At 31.7% G+C, this 16,552-nt stretch carries 15 protein-coding genes and 4 tRNA genes; 16 read left to right on the top strand and 3 right to left on the bottom strand.

Annotation, left to right across the window (positions count from 1 at the left end; genetic code table 4):
- Window positions 1-8: 8 nt before the first annotated feature.
- Window positions 9-182: a 50S ribosomal protein L32 gene (gene rpmF, locus ABWU82_RS01415; RefSeq protein ID WP_353289728.1), complete on the bottom strand. Its 174-nt coding sequence runs from the start codon at window positions 180-182 to the stop codon at window positions 9-11.
- Between the two features lie 246 nt (window positions 183-428).
- Here rpmF and ABWU82_RS01410 point away from each other — a divergent pair, with 246 nt between their 5' ends.
- The 4 genes from ABWU82_RS01410 (at window position 429) to ABWU82_RS01395 (ending at window position 2,190) form a co-directional block, all read left to right on the top strand.
- A complete protein-coding gene (locus tag ABWU82_RS01410) occupies window positions 429-875 on the top strand; it encodes a hypothetical protein (RefSeq protein WP_353289727.1) in 447 nt (148 codons plus the stop codon).
- Window positions 876-941: 66 nt separating this feature from the next.
- Entirely contained in the window at window positions 942-1,640 is a 699-nt protein-coding gene (gene udk / locus ABWU82_RS01405) for a uridine kinase (RefSeq protein ID WP_353289884.1), read from the top strand.
- Window positions 1,641-1,919 (top strand): hypothetical protein, encoded by a 279-nt coding sequence (locus tag ABWU82_RS01400; protein WP_353289726.1) that lies wholly within the window; start codon window positions 1,641-1,643, stop codon window positions 1,917-1,919.
- Between the two features lie 10 nt (window positions 1,920-1,929).
- Window positions 1,930-2,190, top strand: coding sequence for a NifU family protein (locus tag ABWU82_RS01395; protein ID WP_353289725.1), 261 nt, complete (start codon window positions 1,930-1,932; stop codon window positions 2,188-2,190).
- Between the two features lie 44 nt (window positions 2,191-2,234).
- On the opposite strand, the gene ABWU82_RS01390 is transcribed toward ABWU82_RS01395, so the two are convergent.
- On the bottom strand, window positions 2,235-5,618 hold the full coding sequence (locus tag ABWU82_RS01390) for an AAA domain-containing protein (protein WP_353289724.1): 3,384 nt from the start codon (window positions 5,616-5,618) through the stop codon (window positions 2,235-2,237).
- Window positions 5,619-5,732: 114 nt separating this feature from the next.
- Window positions 5,733-6,587 carry an alpha/beta fold hydrolase gene (locus tag ABWU82_RS01385; RefSeq protein ID WP_353289723.1) on the bottom strand — a complete coding sequence of 285 codons (855 nt, stop codon included), beginning with the start codon at window positions 6,585-6,587 and terminating at the stop codon, window positions 5,733-5,735.
- Between the two features lie 98 nt (window positions 6,588-6,685).
- On the opposite strand from ABWU82_RS01385, the gene ABWU82_RS01380 reads away from it, so the two are divergent.
- The 12 genes from ABWU82_RS01380 to ABWU82_RS01325 all read left to right on the top strand — a co-directional run bounded on the left by ABWU82_RS01380 (window position 6,686) and on the right by ABWU82_RS01325 (window position 16,385).
- Window positions 6,686-7,615 (top strand): U32 family peptidase, encoded by a 930-nt coding sequence (locus ABWU82_RS01380; protein WP_353289722.1) that lies wholly within the window; start codon window positions 6,686-6,688, stop codon window positions 7,613-7,615.
- Window positions 7,599-8,810: a peptidase U32 family protein gene (locus ABWU82_RS01375; RefSeq protein ID WP_353289721.1), complete on the top strand. Its 1,212-nt coding sequence runs from the start codon at window positions 7,599-7,601 to the stop codon at window positions 8,808-8,810. The genes ABWU82_RS01380 and ABWU82_RS01375 overlap by 17 nt, the downstream gene beginning before the upstream one ends.
- 101 nt (window positions 8,811-8,911) lie before the next feature.
- Window positions 8,912-9,394: a transcription elongation factor GreA gene (gene greA / locus ABWU82_RS01370; protein ID WP_353289720.1), complete on the top strand. Its 483-nt coding sequence runs from the start codon at window positions 8,912-8,914 to the stop codon at window positions 9,392-9,394.
- Window positions 9,395-9,559: 165 nt separating this feature from the next.
- A tRNA-Tyr gene (locus tag ABWU82_RS01365) sits at window positions 9,560-9,643 on the top strand.
- A 3-nt stretch (window positions 9,644-9,646) separates the two neighbouring features.
- Window positions 9,647-9,721: transfer RNA gene (locus ABWU82_RS01360), tRNA-Gln, on the top strand.
- A 98-nt stretch (window positions 9,722-9,819) separates the two neighbouring features.
- Window positions 9,820-9,894, top strand: a tRNA-Lys gene (locus ABWU82_RS01355).
- A 33-nt stretch (window positions 9,895-9,927) separates the two neighbouring features.
- Window positions 9,928-10,013 (top strand) — tRNA-Leu (locus ABWU82_RS01350).
- Window positions 10,014-10,159: 146 nt separating this feature from the next.
- The gene (obgE, locus tag ABWU82_RS01345) at window positions 10,160-11,449 is read left to right on the top strand and encodes a GTPase ObgE (protein WP_353289719.1); all 1,290 of its coding nucleotides are present in this window, start codon (window positions 10,160-10,162) and stop codon (window positions 11,447-11,449) included.
- Window positions 11,439-12,182 carry an NAD(+) synthase gene (gene nadE, locus ABWU82_RS01340; protein WP_353289718.1) on the top strand — a complete coding sequence of 248 codons (744 nt, stop codon included), beginning with the start codon at window positions 11,439-11,441 and terminating at the stop codon, window positions 12,180-12,182. The genes obgE and nadE overlap by 11 nt, the downstream gene beginning before the upstream one ends.
- 316 nt (window positions 12,183-12,498) lie before the next feature.
- Complete coding sequence (locus ABWU82_RS01335) at window positions 12,499-13,503, top strand: tRNA ligase subunit PheS family protein (protein WP_353289717.1); 1,005 nt, start codon at window positions 12,499-12,501, stop codon at window positions 13,501-13,503.
- A 14-nt stretch (window positions 13,504-13,517) separates the two neighbouring features.
- Window positions 13,518-15,881 carry a phenylalanine--tRNA ligase subunit beta gene (gene pheT, locus ABWU82_RS01330; protein ID WP_353289716.1) on the top strand — a complete coding sequence of 788 codons (2,364 nt, stop codon included), beginning with the start codon at window positions 13,518-13,520 and terminating at the stop codon, window positions 15,879-15,881.
- Between the two features lie 189 nt (window positions 15,882-16,070).
- Window positions 16,071-16,385, top strand: coding sequence for a heavy metal-binding domain-containing protein (locus ABWU82_RS01325; RefSeq protein WP_353289715.1), 315 nt, complete (start codon window positions 16,071-16,073; stop codon window positions 16,383-16,385).
- Window positions 16,386-16,552: the final 167 nt, after the last annotated feature.

Raw genomic sequence — 16,552 nt, 5'->3', positions numbered from 1 at the left:
AGAAAAAACTATTTATCTAAAACTTTGTTACCTTTGTAGTATCCACATGCGTGACATACACGGTGAGGTTGTGTTTGAACACCACAGTTTTTGCAAACTACAGTTGTAGTAACTTCAAGGTGGTCGTGGCTACGACGCATACCTTTACGTGATTTACTTACTCTTCTTTGTTGAACAGCCATAATTTCACCTACCTTCTAAATTAGGCAATAACTTAATATTATTGAATGAATGTATCTAAGACAAATACACTTATCTTATTTTATACAATAATGTAAATTCTAAAACAAAATATAGTGATTTTCAATAATTATTTTTGGAAATCTTAAAAAACATCAATTAATAACTAAATTATAATATTTTTTAATTTTGTTAGAATTATATAATGTTGTTTTTTAAACACATTCGACAATTTAATAGGAGAACTTATGAAATTCAATTTTAACTTTAATCTTGAAGACAGAAGTAAAACCGGCGGTTTAAGAACTTTAAAGGCTATCGCAAGCTTAAACACAATTTTAGGTATTGTGTGATTTGTCTTCATGTTTATCGGAGCTATTTGTGTAGGTCAAGGATCACTATACGGCAATGTATCAGCCATTAAAGCAGGAGATGCTTTCTTAGCATTCTTTGCATTCGTGTGAGCTGCAGTATTAGCCTTAGCAATTATCGCTATTATTACAGCAGTAGATTTAAAACGTAAATATAAATTCAGAACTAGCGATGAATTATTAGCTTTTTCTGTCATGATGATTTTTATGCCAATTATTTTTGCACCATTTACATACTACAGTGCAGAATTAACATACTACCGTCACGAAAAGACACTAGAAACTAAAACAGTAAAAGAAACTGTAACAACTCACGTTCTTTAATATAATAAATAAAGAAATTTAACCGAACGGTTAAATTTTTTTCATGGTTAGACGCGTCTTTCTCAAATCTGATGCGTTCTTAACTATATAATAGATAAAAATATAATTCAAAGGAATAGTAACAATATGTCTCAATTTAAACCCATTTTAATTTTAGTTGATGGAGCAAGTGGTTCAGGAAAAACTACTGTTTCAACCAAAATCGCTGAAAAGTTATCAAGCGATGTCAACTACGCTATTATTTGTCAAGACAGATACTACTGTGATTCAAGTTCAGCCCACAACACAGCTGATAGAGTGGAATTCAACTATGACCACCCAAACGCTTTCCGTTGAGATGCTTTAAGAACTGATTTAATGAAGTTATTAAATAGGGAGGCTGTTGATTTACCTATTTATGATTACGTAAATCACTGTGTCAAAACTGATGAAGCTGATAGAGTCGAAAACTTAGACGTCATCATTTTAGAAGGAATTTATTCTTTATATGATAAAGAAATTAATTCATGAGCTAACTTAAAAATCTTTGTTGACACACCAAAAGATGAATGTTTAATTAGAAGATTGGAAAGGGATGTAAATTCACGTGGTCGTAGTTTAGTCTCAGTCATTAACCAATGAAGAGACACTGTGAGACCTATGTACAATAAATTTATTGAACCTTTAAAATTCACAGCTGATATTATCGTACCATGAAGTAACCACAGCCAACTGGCTTTAGATGCTGTCGCACATGCGTTATGTGGCATGTTAAAAGAAGAATAAATGTCTTACTATTATCAAAGTAAATTTATTGTTACACACCATGCCTTAGTGCGTTTTAAACAAAGAGTCAAAGGGTTCAAAGAGGAAAGCGATTTAATTGCTGAAGCCAAATTAAAAGAAATTTTAGACCGAAAAGACTGAGAATTTACTGATGCATATTATTATTACTATCCTTTAGGTAAAGACGGTAACAAGCGAATTTACGCTTTAGTCACTAAAACTAATTATTTAGTGGTCACAATTAAACCGATGAGTCCAGAAAAAAGGATCTACTATTAGATTAAATAATATGAACGAAACAAAACCAATAGTCGTCAATGTTGAAGACAGAGTTGACGAAATTAAAGAAATTATTGACACTATCAGAATGTACATTCAACAAGATGGTGGTGACGTTGAATTTGTCGGCGTCGAAAACAATATCGTAACAGTGAAATTGATGGGAGCTTGCGTAGGATGTGGTATGACTGATATCACTTACCAACAAGGGTTACAAGAAATTTTAAGAGATGACATTGAACCAACCATCGAAGTAAACTTAGTGTATTAAATAAAAAAGTCAGAACCTTTTCTTAAGGCTCTGACTTTTATTTCTTAATTGTTGCTAGTTAATGCATTTTCGATTTCGTTTAAGACCATGTCTTTTCTTACGACTCAGTCAATCATCATGATCTTGATAGCTTTATAACCACGGTCTTGTAATAATTTTTGACTGTCGATTTCTTCAATCATTTTCTTTAGACCGTAATTGTAACTGTCGTCGTCTAAAGAAATGCAAAGCGCTACGTTACGTTTTACTTTGTCGACAATACAAATATCTACTAAACGACTACCTAAACAAATGTTAGTTAATACGTTGTATCTATCGTTGTTGTAAAGTAGTTTTAATTCGTTTAACACTTTGTTAGCGAATGGTGTTTCTAACGGTTGACTAGAACTGTCAATGTTATCGAATAAGATATCGTTTAATGAAGGTTTAGAATTGATTTGTTCACATCAAGCAACGAATTTAAAGAAGATGTTTAAATCAGGGTTCGTTGCCATAATTGTGTCTCTTGATGATAAACTCTTCACAATTGTCATAGATTTGATAGCTCTAGTAATAGCTACGTTAATTCTGCTTGTACCACTTTCAGAAGCAATGCTACCGAAGTCGGTAGTTAACTTACCGTCTTTGTTTTTAGCGTAAGTTAATGAAATGATAACGTTGTCTGCTTCTTCCCCTTGAATGTTTTCGATTGTACCAAATGATAAAGTACCAGTGTTGTAAGCATCAACAGCGTTTTGACACATTAATGGCATCTTGCTGTTGAATTCAGCTTCTAATAAGTCTACTTGTTGGTTGTTTAAAGCTACGATTAAAGTAGTGTAGCTAGTAACATCTCTTCTATCAGCGTAATCATTCTTAATTAATTCTAAAACAGTGTCTACTTCAGCGTTATTTGTCAAAGTAGTATCATCTAAATAACCGTTGACATCAATTGTTTTCACTACTTTGTGGAAGTCGCCATTAATTGTGACAATTTTCATTTCGTTATTGTAAATGTATCTGTTAGCAAAACTAATTAAGTCAGCACTTCATGAACGGTAGTGGTTTTTTAATTGGAAGTGTGGTCATGATAATGTAGTAGCTTTTTCGAATAAAGATACGATTGATGAATCACCATCTTCATCATAATTGTCGTAATTATCAAATGCTTTAGATACGAAGTTACCGATTGGTGATAATTGTTTGTCATCCCCAGACACAATGTTATTTTTACATCTGTATACTAATGGATAAGAATTTTCGTAGAACATTTGACTAGCTTCATCAAAGATACCATAGTCAAAGATTTGTGGTTCGCACGGAATAACTTGTGAAGTTTGGATTGGGTTTAAAATTCAGATTGGGAATAATTTTCTTAAAACTTTGTAAAAGTTTTTGATTGTAGCATTAATAGATTTAGCTTTCTTTAATGAGGCAATTCTGAATAATTCTTTTAGTTGGTTCTTTGTTTCTTGATCATCAGAACTTTCTACTTCTTTAATTCAATCTCTCAAGTTGTTTAAATAGTTATCTCTAATGAAAATATCTACGTTCTTTACCATTCTCTTTTGGTTATTTAAATAGTTAGTAGCAACAGTATCTAATAATGGTTTAGATAAGTAATCAATTTTGTTGATTTCTTTTCATAATAGATAAGATTCCACTTCATCTTGTAATCTCACTAAATCTTCATTATTTCAAGAAATGATTTTGTAGATTTGAGACATTGATAATTGGTCAATGTTCAATTCTAATAATTTGTCGACATATTCTTTTAAGTGGTCTAATTCAAGAGCAGAAATCATTTTGATACTAAACTTACTGAATAAGTTGGGTTTTTTCACTTTGTGAGTGCTGAAGAAAAGTTTGTAAACTAAGTTAGGATCGTGTGAATTATTCGCTAACGCTTTTAATTCCATTAATTCCGCTTTTAAGATGACGTCAGGGAAATATTCTTTTTTATCGTAAAGAGTTTTGAATAAATCACTGTATTGTTGGAACAAGACGTTTAAACTTGATTGTTTTGATAATTTTAAAATATCAGATGCAAACATAATCATGTCTAAATCATGTTTAAAGTCTTTTTTGTCGATATAGTTAATTTCTTCTAGATGTTTATTGTTGACAGTTAAACTAGAAATGGTTCTTAGATCGTTGTACATTTCTTTAATCTTACTGTAAGTACCTTCAGAGTTTGCTAAAGCTACTTTGTTCAAGTCATTGTTTAACAAGTCGTGTAATTTTTTAATTTTACCGTAGAAGTAGTTCACGTCTTGGTCATCGTAAGCAAATAAACAAATGTCTTCGATGGCTTTTAATCTTTCTTCTAAAACATCTAACGCAGCTTTCTTTTCAGAAACCATTAAGACGGTTTTATTGTTGTTTAAGATGTTGGCAATAATTGTAGAAATTACTTGTGATTTTCCGGTTCCCGGAGGACCAAAGACTAAGGTTGATTCACCTAAAGCAGATTTCACAGCATATTTTTGGTAAATGTTAAGTGGACGGTCAAACATGACAATGTCATCTTTTTCGATCACTTCTTCTTCATAAACATTAGTGTTAGAGATAACACTAATTTCTTTGAAAGGATCTTCATCAGACTTGACGATTTTTTCGTAGTCAGATAAAACAATCCCACCACAAGGGTCCATTAATCCGAACACAATACTTGGCTCGATTTGGAAGGTTATTTCAGATAAATCGTAGTTGTTGAATTCCACTAAATTTTCTTTATCAACAATATCCTTTAAGTTTTGTCCGATGATGTTTTTTAAGAAGGGACTGTACTCTTCTACTAAAATTTCAAAGTTTTCCACGTCATCGAATGTACCTAAACCTAATTCATAAGTTCTGTTTAAGAATAGGTTTAATTTAGCGTTAATTGTTGGGACTTTTTCTTTTTTAATAATGATGATTTGGCCGTTCTTTTCAGTAACGTCTACTTTGTAAAGTAGTAATGGTGAGTTGATGATTGTACCATCCACTGCTTTGCCTTTTAAGAAATAAGCGGCAACATACAAGTATCAGACAGATTCATCATTATATCTTCTGTCGGCTTCTCTTTTGGTTCTTAAGAATCTTTTATTACCTAAGATGATGTCATCAGAAATTCTTGAGAAGACTTGGTTTTTGTTGTTTAAGAAATCGGTTCTCAATAATTCTTTTTCATCTTTTTTGATGTAGACGTTAGCTTCTTTTGCTAACTTAATAAACTCTTCTGCGTTTTGACTGTTTTCTAATTTATATGTGATTTCGTTAGGGTTGATGTATTTATCTACAGGTAATACATCAACACCACTATCTAACAAGAAGTCTAAGATATCTTGATCAAATGATCATTTTTTTAGATCGGTATTGTTATCGTTTAACTTCGTTGTAATTGAATTATCATTTTGTAATTTAGAAGCTAATAATAGCTTTGATTTTAGTGATGAAGATTCATTCATTTTATATATTCTCCCTAATAGTAAATTGAATCTTACTTAAATGTCTTAATTAAAAATAGGGCGTTAAGTCCATGTAAATGTTATATTACTAATCGCGATTTTCCTGCTAAAAAATTAGTAACTTTTTTTAATAAATCACCAGACATATTCGTTATATTGGTCAAAATTATCAATAAATGGTACGTGAGCCGCATTATTAATCGTGCGGAACAAGATGCTCTTATTGTCTAATTTTTGGATGTATTTCTTGGTTTGTTTATAAGGAATAATTCGGTCACTTTCACCCATTATATATAGAACAGGGATATTAATGTTTTTATAAATCCGGTGGAGTTCTGCTTGTAATTTAGGTTCAATTAATTTTGTGCCTAAGGCTAAATAGTTATTCTTGTTGTCTAAAAAACGTTTGACTTCGTAATTGATGTAATCTTCAGATAAATCGTATTCTACTGATTTTTGCGGATGATGTTTTAAAAATTGAAACGAAATCAATTTTTTAGAATGATTTAATAAGGTTTGTAATAAGTAGTTAGGTCCTAATTTGCTGTGGTAAATGGCTGGATTAATAGCATCTACTAAAATAATTTTATTAATCCGGTTTTTCATCTTGTCGTACAGTAGCATTGCGACTCCGCCACCCATACTATGACCAATTAAAATTAAATTATAGATATGATGGGTCTCAATATAACTTTCTAATTGGCGTACATAGGTGTATAAGTCTACTTCTTTCAGGGTTTTGTATTCTTCTTGGCGATTAAATTCATGGCCAATGAGATTAAGGGCTAAATAATTGTAGTCTTCGAACACGTTGTTCAAAATAAACCAATGGTGCAATAAATATGACGAGGTAAACCCGTGAATAAATAAAATGGTTCCTTTAGGATGTTCTGACTTCGCTTTGATGTAAAAAATATCACTTTGTTCTTGAAGGTCATCAGGGGATAATTGGAATTGTGTGGTAAACATAATTTCTTCCTTTCAAAAAAAATTGGGATTGCACAAAGCATTTTTAAATAACTTAATATAATTAAGTAAATTATAAAATTAGATATTTAGGAGTTTCAATGAAAATTATAAGTAGTCCCGCAGACTATCAAAATGCATTAGACCTAATTAATCATCATACTGACGTTTTATTAGTCACTGATTCTCAATTCGGTGTGAGAAACGTCTATGATTGTTCATTAGAAGATCTAAAAAAAATTGTTGCCAATAAGCAACAAACTCAAATTTGAGTAGCTGTAAACGCATTCTTTTACGAACAAGATTTAGAAGCGTTAACTAACTATTTAAAAGAACTAGCCAAATTAAACATTGATAAAGTAGTCTTTAATGATTATGCTGTACCGCAAATTGATTTTGAAGAAAACTTAAATTTAAATTTACACTATGACCCTAACACTTTAGTAACTTCATACGGTCAATTTGAATTTTATTTAGAAAATAACTTTAAATCTGCTAGTTTAGCAAACGAATTATTCCTACCAGAAGTCTTAACCATGTTAAAAAATAAACCAGCTGGTTTAGAATTAGCATTACAAGCTCACGGTTTTGTATTTATTATGCACTCTCGTTGAAACTTGGTTACGAACTTTAGAGATTACGTGACTGATAAAGATGATGAATACATCAGAAACCGTATGATCTATATTAGAGAAGAATCTAGAGAATGACCAAACGTTATTTATGAAGATAGACATGGAACACACATGTTTAGTGGTTACGAACTATGTTTAGTTCAATTCTTAGATAAATTAAACGATGCTCAATTAGACTACATTAGATTGGATAACGTGATGAACGACGATCCTAACTATGCTTTAAAAGTCTTAGACATTTACCAAAACGCTTTAAACAGTTTAAGTGATGGTACTTATGCTGCTAAAAAAGACGAATACTACAAAGAACTAGAACAATTAGCAAAAGATAAGAAAATAAGTTCTGGATTTATCGGAGGGCCATTGAGCATTAAACACTATGAAAACAAGAGATAATATGAGAACTGAATTATTGGCTCCAGCCGGTGACATGGAAAGGGCAATGATTGCTTTAGACTATGGTGCTGACGCAGTCTTTTTAGGTGCCAAAGCTTATTCATTAAGAGCACATGCTTCTAACTTTGAATTAAGCGATATTAAAAAAACTATTGACTATGCTCATGCACAAAATAAAAAGGTTTATTTAGTTACTAATATTTTGTGTCACAATGCCTTATTAAAAGCGGCTCCAGAATACATTAAAAAATTAGTAGAATGTGATCCAGACGGCTTTATTACAGCCGACCCGTATTTAGTTAACTTACTTAGAAAAGAATATCCACAAAAAGAAATTCATATTTCAACTCAACAATCAGTATGTAACTCAAAAGCAGCTTTATTCTGAAAGCGTAACTCTGCCACTAGAGTTGTATTAGCGAGAGAAGTAGCGTTTGATGAAATGAAAGCGTTAATGCAAAACTTAAATAATAGAGTGGAAATTGAAATTTTCATTCATGGTGCAGTATGTATTTCATATAGTGGTAGATGTATGATGAGTAACAACTTTAGTTTACGTGATGCAAACGTTGGTGGTTGTGCGCAATCATGTAGATGAAAATATACTGTCGAAAATACAGACATCGACAACAAATCTAAATTCTTTACAATGTCAGCAAAAGACATGGTACAAATTACAAACGTACAAGAACTAATGGATTTAGGTGTAGCTTCTTTCAAAATTGAAGGAAGAATGAAATCAATGCACTATGTGGCAACCGTAGTTAACGCTTACAGAAAGGCTATGGACAGATACTATAATAATATGGATATGAGTATCGATGCTTTAAGCGACGAATTAAAGAAAGCGGCCAACCGTGATACAGATACTGCATGAATGGATGGTAACCCAGGTTACGAAAAGATGTTATACCACGATGAAACAAAGAGATTAGCCCAAAACTATGTCTTTGTTATCCAAAAGAAATTGGGCAATGGTTACTACGAAATTTTAACAAAAAACCATTTAGCCAAATCTAACCGTTTAGAAATCATTGGTCCAAACCACGACAATGTCTACTGCTACATTACTGAAATGAAAACAAAGAATAATGAAGTTTTAGAAGTTTGTCCAACACCAATGAGCGTACTAACAGTGAAGTTTGATACAGATGTGGAATTAGACTACCCAGATATTGCTAGAATTGTACTTTAAGCGGAACTTTATAAAAAAATGAAATATTTCTATACAATATTTTAGTTTTTGTATATAATAATTTAGTTTAAGTAAAGTAAATACATTTCAAAGGTGAATTTATGGCAATTAACGAAAAAGAACTATTAACTCAAGAAGACTACGATAAGTTAAGAGAACAATTAGATGATCTTAAAAATAATGTTCTTCCTGAAATTATTAAACAATTACAAGAAGCGAGAGCTCAAGGTGACTTGTCTGAAAATGCTGACTATAGTGCAGCTAAAGAAGAACAAGGTCGTATCTCTGAACAAATTAGAGTTATTACTGAAAAATTAGATAATGCTCAAATTATTAGTGAGGACGCAATTGATACAAGTAAAGTGTCAATTGGGACAAAAGTAACAATTCATGATTACGACGATGATAAAGAATACACATTTACTATCGTTGGTTCTGAAGGTTCTGATCCTGAACAATGAAAAATTTCAAACGATTCACCATTAGGCAAATCAATTTTAGGTTTAACAGTAGGTGCTACTGTTGAAGTTAAAGGTATTGAAAAGCCTTATAAAGTTAAAGTTAAGAAGATTTCTAAGAAATAATTCATTAATTTAAAAAAATTAAAAAATTTTTTAAAAAAGTCTTGCAATTTTAATTTTTATTTGATAATATATATATTGTTGTTGTTAATTAACAAAATTAAATTAATTTAAATTAATTTAAAAAAATTAATTTAATGTGTTATAATTAATTCAGCAATATGTAATGGACAGGTAGCGAAGTGGCCAAACGCAGCTGACTGTAAATCAGCCACTCAGGTTTCGTTGGTTCGAATCCAACCCTGTCCACCATAATGGCCTGTAGCCAAGCGGTAAGGCAGAAGATTTTGATTCTTCCACGCGTAGGTTCGATCCCTACCAGGCCAGCCATATGTTAATTTAGTTTATTTAGTAAAACATCTTAATAAGGTGCAATTCCTTAAATTAACTAAACAATTATTCTAATTTAGGGTTTATCCCTAAGTTATGCCTCATTAGCTCAGTGGTAGAGCATTTCACTTTTAATGAAGGGGTCACAGGTTCGAGTCCTGTATGGGGCACCATCTTTTAAGAAAATCCTAAGATTTCTTAGGTATGCTGGAGTGGCGGAATGGTAGACGCACGGGACTTAAAATCCCGTGTCCGCGAGGACGTGAGGGTTCAAGTCCCTCTTCCAGCACCATCTTAAAACTAACTTCTTATCGCTTATGATAAGAAGTTTTTTTGTGCTTACACGAATTAACAGATAAGCAGAAATGGTGCTATCTATAAGCAATAATTAATTTATAATTAATTATTATGTATCTTTTAAATCAAGAAGGAGGATTTATGGGATTTATTGATAAATGTAAATTATACGTAAAAGCTGGTGACGGTGGTGACGGGATTGTGTCATGAAGACGTGAAGCCCACGTACCAATGGGCGGACCAGCCGGTGGTAACGGTGGTAACGGTGGAAACATCTACTTTATCGGCGACCACAACGAAACAAGCTTAGAATTTTTAAAATATACAAAAAAAATCTTAGCAAAACCTGGTGAAAAAGGTGACATTAAAAATATGCACGGTCGTAACGCAGAAGACGTGTATGTAAAAATTCCGTTAGGAACAACAGTAACTAACACTAAAACTAAAGAAGTGTTGGCAGACATTACTATTGACGGTAAAAAATACTTAATCGCTGAAGGTGGTTTAGGTGGTCATGGTAACGCACACTTTAAATCTGGTTATAACAAAGCACCAACATTATACGAATGTGGTGAAAAAGGCCAAGACTTCGAATTAATGTTAGAACTGAAAGAATTGGCTGACGTTGGTTTAATTGGATTGCCAAATGCTGGTAAATCAACATTAATTTCTAAATTAACTAACGCAAAACCAAAAATTGCGAACTACCAATTTACAACTTTAATTCCAATTTTAGGTGCTATTGATAATGGTGATCAAAAAATTATCATCGCTGATATTCCTGGATTAATCGAAGGAGCATCTGAAGGTGTGGGATTAGGTCACGAATTCTTAAGACATATCGAAAGATGTCGGATTTTAGCACACGTTATTTCTTTAGACAGTGATGATAATCCGGACGTACTATACTCAATCGAAACAATCTTTAACGAATTAAAGAAATACAACGAAAAATTAATCGACAAGAAAATTATTTTAATCGCTAACAAATCTGACGCATTAGATGCTGAAGAAAACTTAGCTTTAATCAAAAAACACTATCCACAATACCAATTATTCGTCACTTCAGCTCTAGAAGGCGAAGGTATTGATGAACTAAAAGAATTCATTATTAATGAATACAACGATTTAGTAGCTTATGAAACGTTCAGTCAAGAAGAAATTGTAGACTGAAACCAAGGTAGAGTTGAAAGAGACAGTAAATTAAGTAGAGAATTAACTCTTACTCAAAACGAAGATGGAATGTGAGTAGTACAATGTGATTTCTTAGAATACTGAGTTCACAGAGTTCCAATTAATACTCCTGACAACTTAATTAGATTCAACCAAAAATTAGCCACAGTTCAACTTGAAGATAAATTAAGAGAAGCTGGCGCTGAACCTGGAGATATGGTTGATATTTATGGTGTTCAAATTGAATATGAAGAATAATTTATGAGCTCAACAAGTTTATGAGTATGAAATAAATTATTTACGTGACTTCTTAGATAAAAATCATAAAGACTACTATATTATTGGGGTGAGTGGTGGAATTGATAGTGCTTTAACCTTAAAAATGTTAGTGAATGCAGTAGGACCACAAAAAGTCAAAGCCTACTATTTACCAATTGAATTTCAAAATAAGTTTGAAGAAATTTCTAAATTAGAAGAATGCTGTGGTGTTCATATTGATACTGTAGATTTAACTCAATTATGAACTATGATCACTGATGAACTAGAAATTCAAAACGCAAATAACATTAGTAACCAAAAACCCAAAATTAGAAGTTTATTTTTGTCAGCCCAAGCCTTTGAATGTAATGGCGTTGTTGTGGGTAATGTTAATTACGACGAATATTATTTAGGCTACTTCACTAAAACTGGTGATGGTAGTGCTGATATATTTCCATTAATTAATTTATTGAAAAGTGATATCTATGATTTAAGTTCATCGCTAGGAATCCATAAAGATATTATTAATCAAACTCCTTCTGCTGATTTAATAATTGGTCAAAGTGATGAAAAGGAAATTGGTGTTCACTATCCTGTAATCGATAGTTATTTAAGACATGAAAGTGTGAATCTTAACGCTGAAGTTATCATTCAACAATGACACAACAAAAACCGTCATAAACACGTTTTAAATCATTGATTATTAGAAAATTTTCCGTATAAAAGAGATTAATTTATGCCGAAATGATTTCAAAATTTAAACGAAAGTCAAAAAATGAAAGTCAGATGAATTTTAGTCATCTTAACCTTCATTTTTATTGGTGTTTGCTTAGGTTTAATGATTTGAGGAGCGTGCATTTTAGGCTACGCTGACGCACACCATGGTAGTTATAACGAATATATTTTAGGTGGGTTGTTAACTGGAATATGTGGCTTTACGTTTATTTTCTCGTTGTTAAACATTTTCATTTATCTATCTAATCGAAAGGAAATGTTTAACAAGATTAAAACAACAACCAAAAAAATTCTTCATATAGGAGAGAAAGAGAATGAGTAATTATTCTGAATTATTAGCGATTTTAGAAAATGATTTAAACAACGCTAAGAACGAAAAACAAGCAATCGAAATTAAAAACATTTTTAGTAAAAAACACGTTGCTCCATTATACAAAGAACTTGGTAAAGCAGAAGATAAAAGAGCTTTTGGCCAAGCTTTAAACGAATTAAAGAAAAATATTGATGACATGTTAGAACAAAAAATCGCAAGCTTAAACCAAGCTTTCGATGCTTTAAGTTCTGATGAATTAATCGATTTAAGTTTAGATAATCCATTCTTAAATGTTGGTAATGAACATTTATTGAACATTGTGTTAAACGATACAATTAACTTCTTTAAAACTTTAAACTTTGACATTGTTAGCGGTAATGAAGTGGTAACTGATGAATACAACTTCCAAAGATTAAATATTCCCGAAAACCACCCTGCTAGAAATATGCAAGACTCTTTCTTCATTAATACTGAATATATGTTAAGAACGCACTGTACAGTAACGACTGCACAAAACATTGCTAATAACCAAAACAATGATATTAGAGTGTTGTCATATGGTAACGTGTATAGAAAAGATGACGATGATGCAACTCACAGTCACCAATTTACTCAAATTGACTTTGTTTGAATTAGAGAAAATTTAAACTTAGCCAACTTGAAGTGAGTAATTGACTCATTCATTAAATACTTATTTGGTGAAGAATCAAAAACAAGATATAGATTATCATTCTTCCCATTCACTGAACCAAGTTTCGAAGTAGACGTTACTTGCTTCAAATGTCATGGACACGGATGCAATATCTGTAAGAAAACTGGTTGAATCGAAGTGTTAGGTGCTGGTATGTTACACGAAAATGTGTTAAGTGCTGCAAATATTCACGGTAAAAAAGGTATTGCTGGTGGTATCGGTATTGAAAGATTAGCCATGTTAAAATATGGTATTTCTGATATCAGAAACTTGTACAACAACAACTTCGCAGTAAACAAACAATTTAAAAAATAAGGAGTGTGGCGTTTATGTTATTATCAAGAAATTTATTGAACAAAATTAATCCTAAATTCGCGACTTTAAGTAACGAAGAATTAACTGTAGGATTAAACGCTATTGGTGTAGAAGTTGAAGAAATTATTACACACAAGACTAACCCTGGTTTAAGAGTAGGCAAAATTGTTAGTGCAGAAAAACACCCAGATAGTGACCACTTAAACGTGTGTCAAGTAGAATTAAGCGGTGGAGAAATGACACAAATCGTGTGTGGTGCTCCTAATTTACCTGTAGGTTACAAAGTCGTAGTAGCTCCTATTGGTTACAAATTTAGCGAAGATTTCGTTATTGCCGAAAGAAAATTAAGAGGAGTAGTTTCTAAAGGAATGATGTGTGGTTACAACGAAATCACTAGTCAATTCGTAGATGCTATTGATAAATTAGAAGTTGAGGGTTTAGTGAGAATCGATCCAGAAGTTAATTTAACTGATGCCGATCTATACGATTTCTTAGGTTTAAACGATACTGTATTAGATTTATCTTTACCATCAAATAGAAACGAATTAAATGGGGCTTACTGATTAGCATACGAATTAAACGCATACTTTAGATTTAATACCGAATTATTAAATCCAGCAGAATTAGTAACTGGTTTAGCTGACATCAATGTTGAAATTAACACCGATAAAGTAAACCAATACGGTTTAATCGCAATGACATTAGCTCATGAATATGACTATACAAGATGAAACTTAAAGAAATACTTAGTAAACAGTGGTATTCATGTAACTAACACTTTAGCTGACTACGGTAACTTCTTAACATTATTATTCGCTAACCCTGTACATTTATTTGACAGAGATTTAGTAAGCAACACTTTACAAGTTACTGAATTAAAAGCTAAAACTAAATTCTTAGGTTTAGACAATAAAGAATACGAATTAGCTGCTGGAACATTAGTAACTATGAGTGGTGATGAAATTGTTGCCGCAATTGGTTTAATGGGTTCAAAGCAACACGCAGTGTCTGCAACTACTAAAAATGTTTTATTAGAAGTGGCTAATGTAAACTCAGATTACTTCAGAAACTTAGCAAAAACAAACAAAATTAGTAGTGCATCAAGTGTGTTATTTAGTAAACCATTATCAGAAACAATTACAGCAGTTGCGTTTGACCAAGTACTTCATGGAGTGGTTTTCCAATCTGTAGCTACAAGCTTAAAACCAGTTCACTTAGTACAAAAAAGAGAAGCTAATAAAGTAACAGTATCTAATGCTGAAATTAACCAATTATTAGGCTTACAATTATCTGACCAAGAAATTGCTGATATTTTATGATTAACTGGTTTTGAAAGAATGAACACATCAGTGTCTGTACCTTCATACCGTTTAGACATTAATAACGTGGCCGATATTTGTGAAGAAATTTTAAAATCTATCGACATTAACCACTTCACAGTACAACCAATTTATTCTGAAGTGTTAAGCTTTAACAAAAATAAAGCTTACGAAAACTTACAAAAAATTAGACAATACTTAGTTCACCACCAATTCTTAGAAACTAAGACTTACAACTTAACTTCAAAAGAAAAAGTCAACTTATTTAACTGATTTAATATTGAAGAAGAAATTGAAATTGTGAACCCATTGTCTAACCAAAGACAATTCTTAAGACACTCATTATTAAACCAAATGTTAGAAGTCTTAACTTACAACTTAAACCATAAAGAAGCTTTAAGAAATATCTTTGAAATTCAAAAAATTCAAGTTAATAAAGAAGTCGCGTTCAATAACTTAACAGTAGTTTTAGCACAACCTTGATTTACTGATGTATTAAACCATCTTGAAGTAAAAAGCGATGCGATGAGCTTAAAGGCCTTATTCTGTGGTTTATTATCAAACTTAAACAAACAAGTACAATTCAGTTACGCTCCTGTTAACGTGGAAGGTTTAACGGCTGAAAATAGTTTAACTATTTTAAATGCTAACAATGAAGTAATGGGTTACTTAGGTACAATCAAGAAAACGATTGCTAAAGAATACGGTTTAACGCAACCTGTATTAGCGTTGTCATTAAACTTAGACATGTTCTTAAGTGAAAATACGGACAAGAAAACAAAGATTACAGCTGTAAGTGAATTCAACCCAGTATATAAAGACTTCAGTTTCATTAACCCTCACAAAGTAGCTTTAGATACTGTGTGAACAGCTTTAAAAACTATTGAATATGTGAAAGAAGTCAACTTAATTGATACCTTCAAAAAAGATGACCAAATGTCATACACAATTTCTTTAAGAATTGAAGCAATGGAAAAAACTTTAAGTTCTGAAGAAATTGATGCAATCTTAACTCAAGTCAAAACAATTTTAACTAACGCACAATTAGAATTACGTTAATTAACTTTTTTCAATTCTGTAATTTTCAAATTACAGAATTTTTTTTTATTTTTAATAATTAAGACAAACTCATAAACTAAGGTAAAAACATCTTTGTTTTTTTATAACTAAAGTTACGAGTGGTGTTATGATATGGGTGATAGATAAAAAAGATCTATCCATATTTAAGAATAAAAGGATTATTAGAATATGAAATTATTAACAACTATGGATTTCCCTGGTAAAGAATATGAAGTTATTGATTTAGTTTTTCACTCAACCGTAAAAGCAAGAAACGTAATTTCTAAAATGGGATCTGCTTTCAAAAGTACCTTTGGTGGCTCTATTGGTGGGGTAGAAAAATTATACATCTCCCTACGTGAAGAAGTGATTGCTGGTTTAAAAGAAGCAGCTGCTAAAGCTGGGGCTGATGCTGTTATCGGCGTAAGATTCGACGTGAGCGAAATGGGTGCTATTGAAGCTGTAGGAATGACAGCTTACGGTACAATGATCAAATTCAAATAGAAGTTCTTATTTTAATAAACAAGAAAAATCCACCTTCTTTATGTACAGTGGGAACCGATTATGGGACACTAATTGGTTTTAAATTTTAACACAAGAACTAAACTCAATTGGCGAAAGTCAGTTGAGTTTTTTCTGTATACGTTTGTTATTGTAATAATTAATGTATT

The organism is Ureaplasma ceti, from assembly GCF_040369755.1.
Taxonomy (GTDB): domain Bacteria; phylum Bacillota_I; class Bacilli_A; order Mycoplasmatales; family Mycoplasmoidaceae; genus Ureaplasma; species Ureaplasma ceti.
The sequence above is the reverse complement of the archived record's forward strand: the minus strand, read 5'-3'. Positions and strand labels throughout refer to the sequence as shown.